The sequence below is a fragment of the Paraburkholderia lebeckiae genome (assembly GCF_050436325.1).
Classification (GTDB): domain Bacteria; phylum Pseudomonadota; class Gammaproteobacteria; order Burkholderiales; family Burkholderiaceae; genus Paraburkholderia; species Paraburkholderia tuberum.
Map to the genome: position 1 here is coordinate 1,444,933 of NZ_JBNDLZ010000003.1, position 15,617 is coordinate 1,460,549.

At 63.5% G+C, this 15,617-nt stretch carries 15 protein-coding genes, 1 tRNA gene and 1 pseudogene; 14 read left to right on the forward strand and 3 right to left on the reverse strand.

Annotated features, from left to right (window positions below):
* Positions 1-64 precede the first annotated feature (64 nt).
* The 10 genes and pseudogenes from ybgC to OKW44_RS24570 all read left to right on the forward strand — a co-directional run bounded on the left by ybgC (position 65) and on the right by OKW44_RS24570 (position 7,519).
* Positions 65-530: pseudogene (gene ybgC, locus OKW44_RS24525) on the forward strand (tol-pal system-associated acyl-CoA thioesterase).
* Between the two features lie 186 nt (positions 531-716).
* On the forward strand, positions 717-1,394 hold the full coding sequence (gene tolQ, locus OKW44_RS24530) for a protein TolQ (protein WP_006047860.1): 678 nt from the start codon (positions 717-719) through the stop codon (positions 1,392-1,394).
* Between the two features lie 10 nt (positions 1,395-1,404).
* Entirely contained in the window at positions 1,405-1,851 is a 447-nt protein-coding gene (gene tolR, locus OKW44_RS24535; RefSeq protein WP_026225609.1) for a protein TolR, read from the forward strand.
* On the forward strand, positions 1,848-2,885 hold the full coding sequence (tolA, locus tag OKW44_RS24540; RefSeq protein ID WP_018419504.1) for a cell envelope integrity protein TolA: 1,038 nt from the start codon (positions 1,848-1,850) through the stop codon (positions 2,883-2,885). Before tolR ends, tolA begins: the two co-directional genes overlap by 4 nt.
* A 138-nt stretch (positions 2,886-3,023) precedes the next feature.
* Entirely contained in the window at positions 3,024-4,316 is a 1,293-nt protein-coding gene (gene tolB / locus OKW44_RS24545) for a Tol-Pal system beta propeller repeat protein TolB (protein WP_018419503.1), read from the forward strand.
* A gap of 32 nt (positions 4,317-4,348) precedes the next feature.
* Complete coding sequence (gene pal, locus OKW44_RS24550; protein ID WP_018419502.1) at positions 4,349-4,855, forward strand: peptidoglycan-associated lipoprotein Pal; 507 nt, start codon at positions 4,349-4,351, stop codon at positions 4,853-4,855.
* A gap of 20 nt (positions 4,856-4,875) precedes the next feature.
* On the forward strand, positions 4,876-5,625 hold the full coding sequence (ybgF, locus tag OKW44_RS24555; protein ID WP_018419501.1) for a tol-pal system protein YbgF: 750 nt from the start codon (positions 4,876-4,878) through the stop codon (positions 5,623-5,625).
* Positions 5,626-5,809: 184 nt separating this feature from the next.
* Positions 5,810-5,885: transfer RNA gene (locus OKW44_RS24560), tRNA-Lys, on the forward strand.
* Positions 5,886-6,377: 492 nt separating this feature from the next.
* Positions 6,378-7,178, forward strand: coding sequence for a YncE family protein (locus OKW44_RS24565; RefSeq protein WP_051103761.1), 801 nt, complete (start codon positions 6,378-6,380; stop codon positions 7,176-7,178).
* Entirely contained in the window at positions 7,175-7,519 is a 345-nt protein-coding gene (locus tag OKW44_RS24570) for a hypothetical protein (protein WP_051103760.1), read from the forward strand. Before OKW44_RS24565 ends, OKW44_RS24570 begins: the two co-directional genes overlap by 4 nt.
* Here the strand turns inward: OKW44_RS24570 and OKW44_RS24575 are convergent.
* Positions 7,512-7,835, reverse strand: coding sequence for a hypothetical protein (locus OKW44_RS24575; RefSeq protein ID WP_026225608.1), 324 nt, complete (start codon positions 7,833-7,835; stop codon positions 7,512-7,514). The genes OKW44_RS24570 and OKW44_RS24575 overlap by 8 nt on opposite strands.
* A gap of 1,064 nt (positions 7,836-8,899) precedes the next feature.
* Between OKW44_RS24575 and OKW44_RS24580 the strand changes: the two genes are divergently transcribed.
* Together OKW44_RS24580 and OKW44_RS24585 are read left to right on the forward strand one after the other, a co-directional pair.
* The gene (locus tag OKW44_RS24580; protein ID WP_018419497.1) at positions 8,900-9,274 is read left to right on the forward strand and encodes a hypothetical protein; all 375 of its coding nucleotides are present in this window, start codon (positions 8,900-8,902) and stop codon (positions 9,272-9,274) included.
* Positions 9,275-9,468: 194 nt separating this feature from the next.
* Entirely contained in the window at positions 9,469-10,287 is an 819-nt protein-coding gene (locus OKW44_RS24585) for a mechanosensitive ion channel family protein (RefSeq protein ID WP_018419496.1), read from the forward strand.
* Between the two features lie 119 nt (positions 10,288-10,406).
* On the opposite strand, the gene OKW44_RS24590 is transcribed toward OKW44_RS24585, so the two are convergent.
* On the reverse strand, positions 10,407-11,081 hold the full coding sequence (locus OKW44_RS24590; protein WP_018419495.1) for a VTT domain-containing protein: 675 nt from the start codon (positions 11,079-11,081) through the stop codon (positions 10,407-10,409).
* 193 nt (positions 11,082-11,274) lie between these two features.
* Here OKW44_RS24590 and mutL point away from each other — a divergent pair, with 193 nt between their 5' ends.
* On the forward strand, positions 11,275-13,380 hold the full coding sequence (gene mutL, locus OKW44_RS24595; RefSeq protein WP_018419494.1) for a DNA mismatch repair endonuclease MutL: 2,106 nt from the start codon (positions 11,275-11,277) through the stop codon (positions 13,378-13,380).
* Positions 13,381-13,427: 47 nt separating this feature from the next.
* The gene (gene miaA, locus OKW44_RS24600) at positions 13,428-14,369 is read left to right on the forward strand and encodes a tRNA (adenosine(37)-N6)-dimethylallyltransferase MiaA (RefSeq protein ID WP_018419493.1); all 942 of its coding nucleotides are present in this window, start codon (positions 13,428-13,430) and stop codon (positions 14,367-14,369) included.
* A gap of 127 nt (positions 14,370-14,496) precedes the next feature.
* Here the strand turns inward: miaA and purM are convergent, their stop codons facing one another.
* On the reverse strand, positions 14,497-15,564 hold the full coding sequence (purM, locus tag OKW44_RS24605) for a phosphoribosylformylglycinamidine cyclo-ligase (RefSeq protein ID WP_018419492.1): 1,068 nt from the start codon (positions 15,562-15,564) through the stop codon (positions 14,497-14,499).
* Between the last annotated feature and the right edge of the window lie 53 nt (positions 15,565-15,617).

A 15,617-nucleotide genomic window follows, 5' to 3' on the forward strand; every position in this document is an offset into this window, starting at 1 on the left:
CGCCGACGCCCGCCACAAGCAACTCACACTTCGAAACAGACCCCGGGTTGTGCGTTCCGGTAGAATGCGCCGCATGAATATGTCGACCCAGCCAGCCAGGCACGGAAATCGGCTATACGTGGCCCATCCGCGTGTACTACGAAGATACCGACGCCGGCGGCATCGTGTTTTACGCCAATTACCTGAAATTTTTCGAACGCGCTCGCACCGAATGGCTGCGCGCGTGCGGCGTCGACCAGCATCGGCTTGCGGAAGAAAACGACGCGATTTTCATCGTGCGCAGTACCGCGGTCGATTACCGGGCTCCGGCCCGGCTCGACGACATCGTGAAAATTGTCAGCCGGATCGAGCGTCTTGGCCGAGCTTCGGTAGACTTCGTGCAGGAAGCATGGCGCGAAGGCACGCTGCTTGCCACCGGTTCGGTCCGGGTTGGCTGTGTGGACCGCGCGACGCTGCGGCCAGCCGCGATCCCGCCCGCGGTTCTCGCCGCGCTGCGGCACGGGCCGGGCCCTGGCGAGAGCGCGGACTGAACGGCGGCGGCATGTCAACGGACGATACCTGAGCCTCGTTGTTACGGGGCCAGTGAACTCATACCGGTCAGGTAACACAAAGCATGGTTCGGCTTCGATATCGCCGAAGCTTCCGTTTTGCCCACGGCAAGCTTGAAGCGGCCTTGCAGCCGGACGCCCCCTTCCGGGACGTTAAAACGAACCTTTATGAACACTACACAAGATCTGTCGATCGTTTCACTCGTACTCAACGCGAGCCTGCTGGCCCAGGCCGTCATGGCTCTGCTGCTGTTGCTGTCGCTACTCTCCTGGACTTTCATCTTCCGCAAGTGGTTTGCGATTCGCCGGGCGCGCGCGCAAACTGAACGCTTCGAGCGTGATTTCTGGTCGGGCGGCGACCTGCAGGCCCTGTATCAGAGCGCCGCGAACAACCGTCACACGATCGGCGCGCTCGAGCGGATTTTCGAGTCCGGCATGCGTGAATTCCTGAAGGGCAAAGAGAAGCGCCTGAACGATCCGGGCGCGATTCTCGACGGCGCCCGGCGCGCGATGCGCGCGGCGTTCCAGCGCGAAATGGACGTGCTCGAAGCGAATCTCGCGTTCCTCGCGTCGGTCGGTTCGGTCAGCCCGTATATCGGTCTGTTCGGCACGGTGTGGGGGATCATGAATGCGTTCCGCGGCCTCGCCAACGTGCAACAGGCCACGCTCGCGAACGTCGCGCCGGGCATCGCCGAGGCCCTGACCGCCACCGCGATCGGCCTGTTCGCCGCGATTCCGGCCGTGGTCGCCTACAACCGCTACGCGCACGACATCGACCGTCTGGCGATCCGTTTCGAAACCTTCATCGAAGAGTTCTCGAACATCCTGCAGCGCCAGGCACACTGAGGAGGCCAAGATGGCAGGCTCCCGTTCCTCCAGCATGCGCGGCTCGCGCTCGCGTCGCGCAATGGCCGACATCAACGTCGTGCCGTACATCGACGTGATGCTCGTGCTGCTAGTGATCTTCATGGTCACGGCGCCGCTCGTCGCGCCGTCGATCGTCAATCTGCCGACCGTCGGCGGCGCGGCGCCCCAACAGCAGACGCCACCCGTAATCGTCAACATCCGCGCCGACGGCAACATGAGCGTCAAGTACAAGGACGACTCCGGCACGCAGCAGCAGGAAGACATGACGAAGGCTGGCCTCAACGGTTTCATCGCCGATCGGGCACAATCGCACCCCGATCAGCCCGTCGTGATCGCCGCCGACAAAACCGTGAAATACGAAGTCGTGATGAACGTGATGTCCGAGCTGAAGGCTCGGGGCGTCAAGCGCGTCGGATTGCTAGTCAAATCGCAATGATCCGCAAGAACTCCGAATACCCGCTTCAGCCGCCGCGTGAACGCGGCACCGGGCGAGCTTTTCTGTTCGCGCTGGTGATGCATGCGCTGCTCGGATTCTTCCTGTATCACGGCATCCAATGGCAGAACAGCACGCCCGAGGGCGAACAAGCGGAACTGTGGACAGAGGTGCCGGATTCCGCGATTCCGCGTCCCGTCGTCACGCCGCCGCCCACGCCGGTCGCCCCTGCTCCGCCCGTGCGCGACGAACAGGCCGACATCGCGCTGCAGGAAAAGAAGCGCCAGCAGCAGGAAGCGGCTCGCGCGGCCCAACTGGCCGAACAGCAGCGCCAATTGAAGCTGAAAGAGCAGCAGGAAGCGGAAGCGAAGCGTCAGCAACAACTGGCGGCCGAACAGGCGGCCCAGCTCGCGGCGCAGAAGGCCGCGAAGCTCAAGCAGCAGCAGGCGCAACAGCAGCAACAGCAGCAGGCCGAGAAGCTCAAGCAACAGCAGCTCGCCGAGCAGCAGAAGCAACAGCAACTGAAAGAACAGCAGGAGCAGCAGCAAAAGCAGGCTCAGGCAGAAGTGCAGAAGAAGGCCGAGGCGGAGAAAGCGGCGAAGGCCAAGGCGCAAGCCGATGCGGCCGCGCAGGCGAAAAAGCAGCTCGACAACGAACGTCGCGCGCGGCTTGCGCAGATGCAGGGTCTGGCCGGCGGCGTGGGCGGCAGCAGTTCGAGCAGCAACGGACTGGGAAAGAGCGGAACGGGTAGCGGCTCGGGCGGCACGGCGGCATCGCCGGGTTACGCGGACAAGGTACGACGGCTGGTGCTTCAGCATGTGAACTGGGGCGGCGAAACGGAAGGTCTCGAGACCGTGATCGCCGTGCGTTGTTCGCCGGACGGCAATCAGCTGAGCGCAAACATTACCCACAGCAGCGGCAATGCCGCGTGGGACGCCGCCGCGTTGCGGGCGGTGAGAGCCTCCGATCCGATGCCTCGGGACGTCAATGGCAAGACGCCGGACTACTTTACTATCACGCTGCGTCCGGCGGCTTGATGTGCAGGCTGACAGCCGACCGGCGGCCAACGCCGCGCCCCACCCGGCGCGGCGTTGCGCGGGAACGAAATAGCCGTTTTCCGGTCTGTCTGCTGTCTTCGAGTATTAAGTAAAACCGTTTTGAGGAACCCATACAGCATGAGTTTGATGACCAAGCTAGGCCTGCGAACACTCGTGGCAACGTGCCTGATCGGCGTCGGCGGCGCCGCCAACGCACAACTCAACGTCCTCGTGACGGGCGTCGGATCCACTCAGTTTCCGATCGCAACGGCGAATTTCGCCAATGAAGCGAACTCCCCGCAGCAGGTCAGCACGATCGTGCGTCAGGATCTGCAACGCAGCGGCAAATTCACGAATATCGACGCAGGCTCGACGCCGGTGTCCGAGACCGATTCCGTCGACCTCGGCGCATGGAAGGCGAAGGGCGCCAACGCGTTCGTCGCGGGCAGCGTGAACCGCCTGCCGAACGGCCAGTACGAAGTGCGCTTCAAGCTGTACGATACGGTCAAGGGCGAAAGCCTCGGCGGCCTCGTGCTGGTGAGCCCGGAAAGCGGTCTGCGCATGAGCGCGCACAAGGTCGCGGACTACATTTACGCCAAGCTCATGGGCAATCGCGGCGTGTTCGCCACGCGCCTGTCGTATGTGATCAAGTCGGGCAACCGCTACCAGCTGCAGATCTCGGATTCGGACGGTCAGGACGCGCACATCGCGCTGTCGAGTCCCGAGCCGATCATCTCGCCGGCCTGGTCGCCCGACGGCACCAAGGTCGCTTACGTGTCGTTCGAGAAGAAGAAGCCGATCGTCTATATCCACGACCTGCCCACGGGCCGGCGCATCGTCGTATCGGACCAGAAGGGCAACAACAGTGCGCCGGCGTGGTCGCCGGATGGCCGCACGCTCGCCGTCGCGCTGTCGCGTACCGGCAATACGCAGATTTTCGCGGTCAACGCGGACGGCAGCGGTCTGCGTCGTCTGACGCAAGGCAGCTCGATCGACACCGAGCCGACCTACTCTCCTGACGGTCAGTGGATCTATTTCACGAGCGACCGCGGCGGCGCACCGCAGATCTACAAGATGCCGGCGCAAGGTGAAAGCGCGGGCGGCGCGCAACGCGTCACGTTTACGGGCAGCTACAACACCAGCCCGCGTGTGAGTCCTGACGGCAAGGAGCTTGCCTACATCTCGCGCGTCGGCGGTGCGTTCAAGCTGTACATCCAGGACCTGCAAGGCGGAACCGCCACGGGCCTGACGGACACGACACATGACGAATCGCCGAGCTTCGCGGCGAACGGTCAGTACATTCTTTACGCCACTCAGGTGAACGGCCGTGGCGTGTTGGCCGCAGTATCGACCGACGGTCGCACTCGGCAGGTCCTGTCCGTTCAGGGGGGCAGCGTACGCGAGCCGTCCTGGGGCCCGTTTATGCAATAACGTTGATGCAATAACACAAGGAGAGTAATCAAATGATGTCCAAACTTCGTTTCGCATTCGCCGTCGTGATGGTCGGTGCACTGGCCGCATGTCACTCGGGCGTCAAGCTCGACGAAAACGCCAACAAGGGCGCAGGCTCGGCCCAACCGAACCCGAACGACGTCGCGACGGTCAATGTCGACCCGCTGAACGATCCGAACAGCCCGCTCGCGAAGCGCAGCATCTACTTCGACTTCGACAGCTACTCGGTGAAGGATGACTATCAACCGCTGCTGCAACAACACGCGCAATATCTGAAGAGCCACCCGCAGCGTCACGTGCTGATCCAGGGCAACACCGACGAGCGCGGCACCAGCGAATACAACCTCGCACTCGGCCAGAAGCGTGCTGAAGCCGTGCGTCGTTCGCTGTCGCTGATGGGCGTGTCGGATTCGCAAATGGAGGCCGTGAGCCTCGGCAAGGAAAAGCCGCTGGCAACGGGTCATGACGAAGCGTCGTGGGCACAGAACCGCCGCGCCGACCTCGCATATCAACAGTAAGTCAACGGGTGATGAGCCGAATGACGCATCGTTTCTCCTGGCTGCGGTTTGCCGCAGTGGCCTGCGTCGCAGGCACGGCCCTCACGGCCGTGCCCGCCCATGCGGGCATGTTCGACGACGATCAGGCCCGCCAGGCCATTCTCGATCTGCGTTCGAAGACCGATAGTCTGTCGAGCCAGCTATCGGCGGCGCAACGCACGATCCTCGATCAGTCCAACCGTCTCGACCAGCTCAACCAGCAGGTCGCGACGCTGCGCGGACAGAACGAGGACATGGCGAACCAGCTCTCGACGCTGCAAAAGCAGCAGAAGGACTACTACACCGATCTCGACACGCGCCTGAAGAAATTCGAGCCGCAGCAGCAGACGGTGGACGGCGTCCAGGGCGAGGTGCAGCCGGGTGAAACAGATGCGTTCAACGCGGCTTCACAGCAATTCCGCAGCGGCGACTTCAAGAACGCGGCGGCATCGTTCCGCAGCTTCATCTCCAAATATCCGAACAGCCCCTATCAGCCGACCGCGCAATACTGGCTCGGCAACGCGCTGTATGCGCTGCGCGACTACAAGGGTTCGACGGCGGTTTGGCAAGGTATCGTGAAGAACTATCCGCAGCATCCGCGTGCACCGGAAGCGCTGCTCGCGATCGCGAACAATCAGCTCGAACAAGGCCAGAAGGCCGCGGCGAAAAAGACGCTCGAGCAGATCGTCGCGCAATACGCCGGCTCGGACGTCGCGCAGTCGGCGCAGAACAAGCTGTCGCAGATCAAGTAGATCGTGGTGCTGGATTGATCACGTTTTGATGTAGTTGGCAGTAACGCGCAGTGTCCGAATTGATAGCCACGCGCGCCTCTCGCTGGAAAGCCCGGGTAGTGATGCCCGGGCTTTCCATTTTGGGCCGATGGTCTTGCAGAGTTGACAGGGCATTGGTGCGCCGATATAATTTCGCTTCTCTTTTGGGTCGTTAGCTCAGCTGGTAGAGCAGCGGACTTTTAATCCGTTGGTCACAGGTTCGAATCCCGTACGGCCTACCAAAAGATTCGAGGGCTGACATGCGAAAGCACGTCGGCCCTTTTCTTTTTCCTTTGCCCGCGCGTGCAAACAGGTACGCGCGCGGTAACGAGCCGCCTCTTCCCGCCCGCCTCAATGTAGCCTACCGTTCAGGCACTGCCCTCCACCCTCCAACACCGCCAAAAAACACCCGGCATCGCGCAACGACATCGCGCAACGACATCGCGCCAACGCGGCAGCGCATTCTACACGGCTGGCAACCTGCTGGTCTCGCGCACAGCCTATGACCCGGCGTTCGCTCTGAGCGGCACACTGCCTTATAACGCGACTCCCACGACCACCAATGCAGCCCCCGTGACCGAAACGCTGTCTGAACAGTTGTGGGTCCGACTTCAAACTCGACGACCACGAATGATGATCCGCTAACGCCCCACCGTACCCGGGACGTCATTCGCTCAACGGAATGGCGTCCGTGCTCCCAATCTATACGCAGTACTAGTCTGAATCCACTCGAAGTGAAACCGAAACAAATCCTGTCCACACTGATCGCCGGCGGCGTCGCTTCCCTGCTCGCGCTGTCGAACGTCCATGCGGCGACGGGCGCCAACGCCGATCGATTCGAAATCGCGAAACGCTATGGCCTCGAAGGCGGCGAGCGTTGGGATTACGTGGCGTACGACGCAGTTCGGCAGCACCTCTTCATCAGCCGCGACAGGCACGTGCAGGTGATCGATACGCGCACCGGCAAACCGGTCGGCGAGATCGCCAACACCGACGGCATGCACGGCTTCGCGTTCGTGGAGGACCTCAAGCTCGGCTTCGTCACCAACGGCCGCGCCAATACGGTAAGCGTCGTCGATCTCGACACACTCAAGGTCGTCGACAGCATCAAGGCCGCGGGCCCCAATCCGGACGGCATCCTCTACGTGCCGGCCTTGCGGCGCATCTTCGTGAGCAATGGCCACGACGGCAGCGTCAGCGCAATCGACGTCGCGACGCGCAAGGTGGTCGCCACGATGAGCGTGGGTGGCAAGCCGGAGGCGCTCGCGGCGGACAGCCACGGGCACGTGTTCGTCAATGTGGAAGATCGCGCCGAGATCGTCGAGATGGACGGTCGGTCCTCGACGGTGCTGGCGCATTGGCCACTCGCACGGTGCAAGTCGCCGACCGGACTCGCGATCGATCCGGCGAGCGAGCGCCTGTTTTCGGTTTGCGCCAGCCACCGCATGATGATCGTCGATGCGACGTCGGGCCGTCGCGTGGCCGCGGTGCTGATAGGGGTCACCCCGACGCGGCGGCTTTCGATCCGGCCTTGAAGCTCGCGTTCAGTTCGAACGGCGCGGACGGCACGCTGACGATCGTGCATGAAGACGATGCGGACCATTACACGGTCGCGCAGAACATGCCAACGCTGGAAGGCGCGAAAACGATGGCGCTCGATGAACAGCAGCACCGGATCTATCTGGTGTCGTCGAAGTTCGGCGCGGCCGACCCGGCCACGGCTGCCAATCCTCATCCGCGCTCATCCGCGCGCGACGGTCATCCCCGGCACGTTCGAAGTGCTCGAGACGCAGCTCAAGGCACGCTGACGCGCGGCATCGACGCACGGCCGCCCGTTGATCGCGGCGGCGCATCAGACATCGGTTCGCCTAGATGAGGCCGTGCGCGACGCCGCTCGGCGTCGCCCAGCGCTCGCTGTCGTTCGACACGCCGAAATCGGCGGCCCGTAGTGAAACGGTGGCCGAGCAGGCCGTCCCACGCTTTGCGCTGGCGCGCGCGAGGATGCGCTGCTCGTGCACGTAGAAGAATTCGAGTTGGCGCGCGTCGGACGCTTTTCGTTCGAGCTCGAACACATCCTCGAACACGCGCCGCGACAGGTGAAAACGCTGAAGTCCGCGGCCAAGCCGGATCTGAAAGACAACACCGTCGCTGTTATGCGGCACCGCTGCCCAGATAAGCGGAATGCTACTCATGGAGCCCCCGTAACTGGATCTTCACGTCAGGAACATTGACGATTTCATCCTCGCACGGATAAACGCACGGCGCGACTTGTCAAAATTAAACAACGTTGATTTGGCGTTTTCGCGACAGTGGCAGGTGTTGCGACGCAACGCCCCATTGATCGACGACGCACCGATCTGGAACGAATCCTTACTCGACAGCAGTCCGTCGCTTGCGCCGCGCGGTCGTTCGTCGGGTACGATGCAATGAGGCCCGATTTAACTTGCAACGCTTCTCGCTGACTTTTCGGTGGCCGGCCATGCAGGGGAATCATTCGCTTTTGCATCGGGAATCCACACGCAAGGAATATGCGTTGGCTCGTTTGCTTCTTGCCACGAGCCGCCTTATGCGCGCTGAGTCAGAAGCTGAAAAGACGCTCGCCACTTGCTGGATGAAGGCGTGGGCAAGCGTCATCGGCGATGCGCAGTTCCCTAAGCTTCCTTACCGACCGGCCACACCCAAAGCGAGGCGGCGCTCCCCGCCAAGGCCCCGCGATTGACATCTGCCGTCGCTCGAACTGAATGGCGACGCGGCGACATCGTCGCGCACTCCGACCCCATTCATTGACCCTATGGTTCGCCACCTCACAGACCGTCTACGCCCTCTGCTCGCATGATCGCTTCACGACGCCTTAGAGCGTTCGCGACAAAGACAGCAACAAAGAAGAGACGACAAAACGGCGAGCGCGGGACCCGAGATGAGTCAGCAGATCATCAACACCGGCTTGCAGCAACTGCGCGATAAGGTCTCGCCTTATCGATGGTATCCGACGTTGCAGATCGGCATTTCTTGTCGCTTCTGAGGTGCAGCGCACGGAAACCGTCGCAGTACTATAAATTTGCAAAGGACTTTTCACATTCCGATTGCATAAAAAACAAACGAAAGAAAGAGCGATACGACCTTCGCTTTTTCTGGTTATTTATCGAGATGAAAAGATATGCAATGATCGCCGCCGAATCAGCGGAGCATGTCTGAACCTTGCGCGAGCATACGTTCCGGCAACCCTACGGCGTATTGCTTTTTCATTGAACCGATAATGACCACCTTTCTGTTCGATCTGCTGTCGAACCTCGCCTTGTTCGCCATCGTATCGATGGCCTGTCGACTGTATAACCGGTTCGGGTCGGGTGCCGCGTTGAGCGGCCCTGCGATTTTCATCGTGCTCGCGCTGGCCGCGTGCGTGCTCGACGGCTTGTTGACGTTCGTCGTGTTCGCCGACGCGCAGAACCGCTATGGACAATTCGCGCTGCCGATGTCGTTTCTTCAGCGTGCCGGCGCGTATGCGCTAGCGATCGTGATCGCGTTCTCGTGGCATCGGATGTCGAGGCGCCGGTGCGCCGTGAAAAACGCCCCGGACAACGCGGTTGTCATCCAGACGTCACCGTACTCCGAATCGCGGCTGCGCATGTGAACCCGGCACGCCCCGACCGGCTATTCACGTACGCCCCGCCATGTTTCATCTCTTTATTGCCGCGCGCGAGCGGTGCAGGAACGGTCCTTGCGCATGCGGGCGCCGTCGGCTATAACTCCCGAAGACCGCGCGTTGTGGGTCATGGCACCACCGTCGTTCAATCCGTTGATGGCAACCTGTAACGAGGAAACATCTTGGATATCGAAACCGTACGTGCATTCATCATGACCCGTGGCATCGACATCGGCACCAAGGTCGTCGGCGCAATCGTGCTGTGGCTGGTCGGCCGCTGGATCATCGGGCTGATCTCCAATCTGGCGCGCAAGCTGCTCGCACGCAACGGCCGGGTCGACCCGACACTCGCCCACTACCTCGCGTCGATTCTCGCCGGGTTGCTGAACCTGCTGCTCGTCCTCGCGATCCTGGAAATCTTCGGTGTGCAGACGACGTCGTTCGCCGCGTTGCTCGCCGGCCTCGGCCTAGCGATCGGTACTGCGTGGGGCGGCCTGCTCGCGCACTTCGCGGCCGGCGTGTTCATGCAGGTGCTGCGGCCGTTCAAGGTCGGCGATTTCGTCATGGCCGCGGGCGTCACCGGCACCGTGACGGAGTTGGGCCTGTTCGGCACCACGATCGTGACGCCGGACAACGTGACGACCATCATCGGCAACAACAAGATCTTCTCCGACACGATCTCGAACTACAGCGTGCTGCCGTTCCGGCGCGTCGAGCTGACCGCGAAGATCGCCAATGGCGTCGATCCGACCGATGCGATCGCGCGTTTGAAAGCCGCCGTCGCGAAGATTCCGAACGTGGCCGAAAACCCCGCGCCGGATATCGAGGTCTTGAGCTTTACGCCAGAAGGACCGCTGCTGTGCGTGCGCCCTTACTCGTCCAACCAGAACTACTGGCAGGTCTACTTCGACACCAATCGCGCGATCGTTCAGACCTTCAAGGAAGCCGGCTATCCGACGCCGGAAACGCCACTCGCACCGCGCGCGATCACGCGCGATTGATCTGATCGAACCTCCGCGCGCACCCGACCCGGGTCGTCGGCATGGCGGCATGAAAAAAGGCGTCGCGAGATTCGCGACGCCTTTCGGTTTTCAAGGCCCGAAATACCGCAAACAACTCGTCATCCACGCGTACTCGCGTTCGCGCCATTCTTGCGCAGCATCTTCCACAGCGCGCCGAGCACGATCGGCACGATCGCCGCGCCGATACCGACCAGCACGATCACGTTCAGATACTGACGGATGAACGGGATGTTGCCGAAGAAATAGCCGAGCAGTGTCAGCAGCAGCACCCACGACAGCGCGCCGACAACGTTGAACATCTGGAAGCGGCTCCACGTCATCGACGACGCGCCCGCGACGAACGGCGCAAACGTCCGCACGACCGGGATGAAACGCGCGAGCACGATCGTCTTGCCGCCGTGCTTTTCATAGAAGTTGTGAGTCTTCTGCAGCGCGGCGCGATCGAGAAAGCGCTCGAGCACCGGAATGTGCGTATTGAACACGCGCGGTCCGATCGCGCGGCCGATCAGATAGTTGGTCGTATTGCCCGAGACCGCCGCCACCAGCAGCAACAGGATCAGCAGCCCGAGATGCATCTGCCCGGTCGCGCAGAACGCGCCGCCGATGAACAGCAGCGAATCGCCCGGCAGAAACGGCAGCACCACGAGCCCCGTTTCAGCGAACACGATCGCGAACAGCACCGCGTAGACCCAGACACCGTACACGTGAATGAAGTCTCCGAGAAACTTGTCGATGTGCAGGACAAGATTGGCGAAATGTAGCAGCGTATCCAAGGAACGTCCTTTTAAACCGGTATGTGCGTAGAGGGAAAACGGCCGCCGCGCGACCCAGCAACAAGGGCAGCAAGCGGCGAGCCGACCGCTGCGAATTGACCGCGACATGATACCGAAAGTGCCTCGGGTCGAATGAAAATCTGCTGGTTGGGCGTCTGCGCGGCGGCGTGCGCCAAGTCGCTATAATTTCGCCATGTCCGAATTCTCCGAAACGCCTGCGGGCACCGCGGCCGCGGCCGCACCTTCCGACGCCTCTCGCGCGGCGCCCGCGCCGCGTCCGTTGCGCGCCATCCAGCCGCTCCCCGATCAATTGATCAGCCAGATCGCCGCCGGCGAAGTGGTCGAGCGGCCGGCGTCGGTAGTCAAGGAGCTGCTCGAGAATGCGCTCGACGCGGGCGCGCAGACGCTGCGCATCCTGCTCGACGAAGGCGGCGTCAAACGCATCTCGATTACCGACGACGGCTGCGGCATCCCCGAGAACGAACTCGTGCTCGCCCTGACGCGCCATGCGACCAGCAAGATCCGCTCGCTCGCCGAGCTCGAAGCGGTCGCGACGCTCGGGTTCCGCGGCGAAGCGCTGGCGTCGATCGCGTCGGTCGCGCAGATGAGCATCACGAGCCGCACCGCAGATGTGCCACACGCGGTGCGCATCGACGCGGAAACCGGCGTGGTGAGTCCCGCCGCCGGCACCCAGGGCACGACGATCGAAGTCCGCGAGCTGTACTTCAATACCCCGGCACGCCGCAAATTCCTGAAAAGCGAACAGACCGAACTCGGCCACTGTCTTGAACAGATCCGCCGCGCCGCGCTCGCGCGGCCGGACGTCGCGATCTCGGTGCTGCACAACGGCAAGGCCGTCGAGCACTGGAACGCGAGCGAGCCGCCCGCGCGGGTTGCGAAGATTCTCGGCGAGACGTTCGCGACCGCCCATCTGCCGCTCGACGAATCCGCCGGTCCGCTTGCGATCTACGGCTGCGCCGGTCTGCCGACCGCGAGCCGCGGTCGCGCCGATCAGCAGTATTTCTTCGTCAACGGCCGCTTCGTGCGGGACAAGCTGCTCACGCACGCGGTGCGCGCCGCGTATGAAGACGTGCTGCACGGCGAGCGTTATCCATCGTACGTGCTGTTCCTCGATCTGCCGCCCGAAGGCGTCGACGTGAACGTACATCCGTCGAAAATCGAGGTGCGTTTCCGCGATTCGCGCTCGATCCACCAGTTCGTGTTCCATGCGGTACAGCGCGCGCTCGCGCGGCACGCGGGCGCGTCGCCTGAAACGACGGCGGGCGGGCATGCGGCGCACCTGGAACCGTCGGCCGGTGGACCGGCTTCATCTGGTTCGCCGCCGCCGGGTGTCACAAGCGGCGTAGGCGACGGCATTGGAACGGGCGCCGGTCTTTCGAGCGGCGCGGGCTTCGGCGCGGGAAGCCGCGGCGTCCTTGGCGGCGGCAGCGGCTTCAGCAGCTTCGGCGCCCCGGGCGCCTCGCAGCCTGGCAACACGTGGATGCGCCAGGCACGCATGACGCAAGGCACGCTGCCGGTCGCGCAACCGCTCGCCGGTTACGACGCGCTGTTCGGCCGCAAGGATCCGCTTGCCGGCCGGGTCGAAGGTGCGTCGCTGTTCGAAGCGCGCGACTCCGCAACCGACACGACGTCGCCATACGACGCAGCGCCGTTCGCGTCGCGCCCCGCTTCCCCCGCATTCGACGCCACCGACGACCAGCCGCTCGGCTTCGCGCTCGGCCAGATCCACGGCATCTACGTGCTCGCACAGAACCGCCAAGGGCTCGTGATCGTCGACATGCATGCGGCACACGAGCGCATCCTGTACGAGCAGTTCAAGAGCGCGCTCGCCGACCGCGCAATCGCCGTGCAGCCGCTGCTGATCCCGCAGACGATGCAGGCCGATCCGGTCGAAATCGGCACGGTCGAGGAAGAGCGCGATACGCTCGATGCGCTCGGCTTCGACCTCGCGGTGCTGTCGCCGACCACGCTCGCGATCCGCGCGGTCCCCGCATTGCTGAAGGACGCCGACCTGCAAGCGCTGGCGCGCGCGGTGCTGTCCGACCTGCATGCATTCGGCGGCTCGCGCGTGCTGACCGAGCGTCAGCACGAACTGCTCGGCACGCTCGCGTGCCATCACGCGGTGCGCGCGAACCGGCGTCTGACGCTCGACGAAATGAACGCGCTGTTGCGCCAGATGGAAGCGACCGAGCGCGCCGATCAGTGCAACCACGGGCGTCCGACCTGGTATCAGCTGACGCTGGCCGATCTCGATCGGCTGTTCATGCGCGGGCAGTAACGCCGCTGCGTTTCGATCACACCGTTGCGCCGCGCGCCCGCTTGCCCATGACGTCACGCCCTACCCCCATCCCGTGCCTGCTCGGCCCGACAGCGTCCGGCAAGACCGCCGCCGCGCTCGCGCTCGCCGCGCGGCGGCCGGTCGAAATCATCAGCGTCGACTCGGCGCTCGTCTATCGCGAGATGGACATCGGCACCGCGAAGCCGACCGCGGAAGAACGCGCGGTCGCGCCGCATCATCTGATCGATATCGTCGATCCAGCCGACTCGTACTCGGCCGCGCAGTTTCGCGCCGATACGCTGCGGCTCGTCGGAGAAATTCATGCGCGCGGGCGGCTGCCGCTGTTGGTCGGCGGCACGATGCTGTACTACAAGGCGCTCACGCAGGGGCTCAACGACCTGCCCGTCGCCGATGCCGAAGTACGCGCGAAGCTCGACGCCGACGCCGCCCGCGACGGCTGGCCGGCGCTTCACGCGCGGCTCGGCGCGCTCGATCCGGTCACGGCCGCGCGTCTCGCGCCGAACGATTCGCAGCGCATCCAGCGCGCGCTGGAGGTGTTCATGCTGACCGGTCAGCCGATGTCGACGCTGCTCGCCGCGCCCGCGCGCACCGACGACGCAGCATCGGCACGCTTCGTGCCGGTCGCGCTGGAGCCGTCCGAGCGTGGCGTGCTGCACGCGCGCATCGAGCAGCGCTTCGATTCGATGCTCGCGCACGGTTTCGTCGATGAAGTGGTGAAGCTGCGCGCGCGCGGCGATCTACTGCCCGAGATGCCGTCGATGCGCTGCGTCGGGTATCGGCAGGTGTGGGAATACCTCGATGGCGCGGTCGACTATCGGACCATGCGCGACAAGGGCGTCTTCGCGACGCGGCAACTCTGCAAGCGGCAGCTCACGTGGCTGCGCAGCATGCCGGAAAGACAGGTGGTGGATTGCTGCGATCCGCACGCGACGGCGCGGGTGGTGAAATTGATCGAAACGCTGGTTTGAGGCGCCGATCAGCGTGAGGGAATCGGAGGGACGTAAAGCGGGAATTTGAAGCGGGAAATGTGAAGCAAAGGATTCGAAGCCCGCGCGGCGCACCATTGCGGCACGCCACGCGAGCCCTCGTCCACCTTTAGACCACGACCGTCTGCGCTTCACCCGCTGCGCTCTCACGGACCGTGCCGATCTTCCAGACCTGCTCGCCCGCCGCGGACAGCAGACCGATCGCCGCTTCGGCATCCGCCGCGGACACGATCACCGCCATACCGATACCGCAGTTGAACACGCGATGCATCTCCGCATCGGCGACGCCGCCGTGCTTCTGCAGCCACGAGAACAGCGGCGGCAGCGGCCACGCGCGATGGTCGAGCTCGGCCGTCAGGCCTTCGCGCAGCACGCGCGGAATGTTCTCGACCAGCCCGCCGCCCGTGATGTGCGCCATACCCTTGACCTCGATCTGCTGCATCAGCGCGAGCAGCGGCTTCACGTAGATGTGCGTCGGCGCCATCAGCGCGTCGGCGAGCGTGCGGCCGTCGAAATCCGCGTTCAGATCGGGATTGGCACGCTCGATGATCTTGCGCACGAGCGAAAAGCCGTTCGAATGGATGCCGCTCGACGCGAGCCCGAGCACCACGTCGCCCGACGCGATCTTGCTGCCGTCGATGATCTTGCTCTTTTCGACCGCGCCGACCGCGAAACCAGCCAGATCGTATTCGCCGTCCGGGTACATGCCCGGCATTTCCGCGGTTTCGCCGCCGATCAGCGCGCAGCCCGACAGCTCGCAGCCGTGCGCAATGCCCTTCACGACGGTCGCCGCCGTGCCGACGTCGAGCTTGCCGCAGGCGAAATAGTCGAGGAAGAACAGCGGCTCGGCGCCCTGCACGAGGATGTCGTTGACGCTCATCGCGACCAGATCCTGGCCGACCGTGTCGTGCTTGTTCAGCTGGAACGCGAGACGCAGCTTGGTGCCGACGCCGTCGGTGCCGGACACTAGCACCGGTTCCTTGTACTTCTTCGGCACTTCGAACAACGCGCCGAATCCACCGATGCCGCCCAGCACGCCGTCGCGCAGGGTTTTCTTGGCAAAGGGCTTGATGGCGTCGACGAGCGCGTCACCCGCATCGATGTCCACGCCGGCGTCGCGATACGACAAACCTTGGGCCGAATCGGTTGAATGCTCGGCGGATTTCGGTTGATTCATGGGGAAAAGCTCGAAGGTCGGTAAAATGCGATTTTACCCGATGCTGGCCCCCT

Excerpts from the sequence above, each read along its gene's own strand:
- tolQ (WP_006047860.1), top strand. The coding sequence starts at position 717 with ATGAACACTACACAAGATCTGTCGATCGTTTCACTCGTACTCAACGCG.
- tolR (WP_026225609.1), top strand. The coding sequence starts at position 1,405 with ATGGCAGGCTCCCGTTCCTCCAGCATGCGCGGCTCGCGCTCGCGTCGC.
- tolA (WP_018419504.1), top strand. The coding sequence starts at position 1,848 with ATGATCCGCAAGAACTCCGAATACCCGCTTCAGCCGCCGCGTGAACGC.
- tolB (WP_018419503.1), top strand. The coding sequence starts at position 3,024 with ATGAGTTTGATGACCAAGCTAGGCCTGCGAACACTCGTGGCAACGTGC.
- pal (WP_018419502.1), top strand. The coding sequence starts at position 4,349 with ATGATGTCCAAACTTCGTTTCGCATTCGCCGTCGTGATGGTCGGTGCA.
- ybgF (WP_018419501.1), top strand. The coding sequence starts at position 4,876 with ATGACGCATCGTTTCTCCTGGCTGCGGTTTGCCGCAGTGGCCTGCGTC.
- OKW44_RS24575 (WP_026225608.1), bottom strand. The coding sequence starts at position 7,835 with ATGAGTAGCATTCCGCTTATCTGGGCAGCGGTGCCGCATAACAGCGAC.
- OKW44_RS24580 (WP_018419497.1), top strand. The coding sequence starts at position 8,900 with ATGACCACCTTTCTGTTCGATCTGCTGTCGAACCTCGCCTTGTTCGCC.
- mutL (WP_018419494.1), top strand. The coding sequence starts at position 11,275 with ATGTCCGAATTCTCCGAAACGCCTGCGGGCACCGCGGCCGCGGCCGCA.
- miaA (WP_018419493.1), top strand. The coding sequence starts at position 13,428 with ATGACGTCACGCCCTACCCCCATCCCGTGCCTGCTCGGCCCGACAGCG.
- purM (WP_018419492.1), bottom strand. The coding sequence starts at position 15,564 with ATGAATCAACCGAAATCCGCCGAGCATTCAACCGATTCGGCCCAAGGT.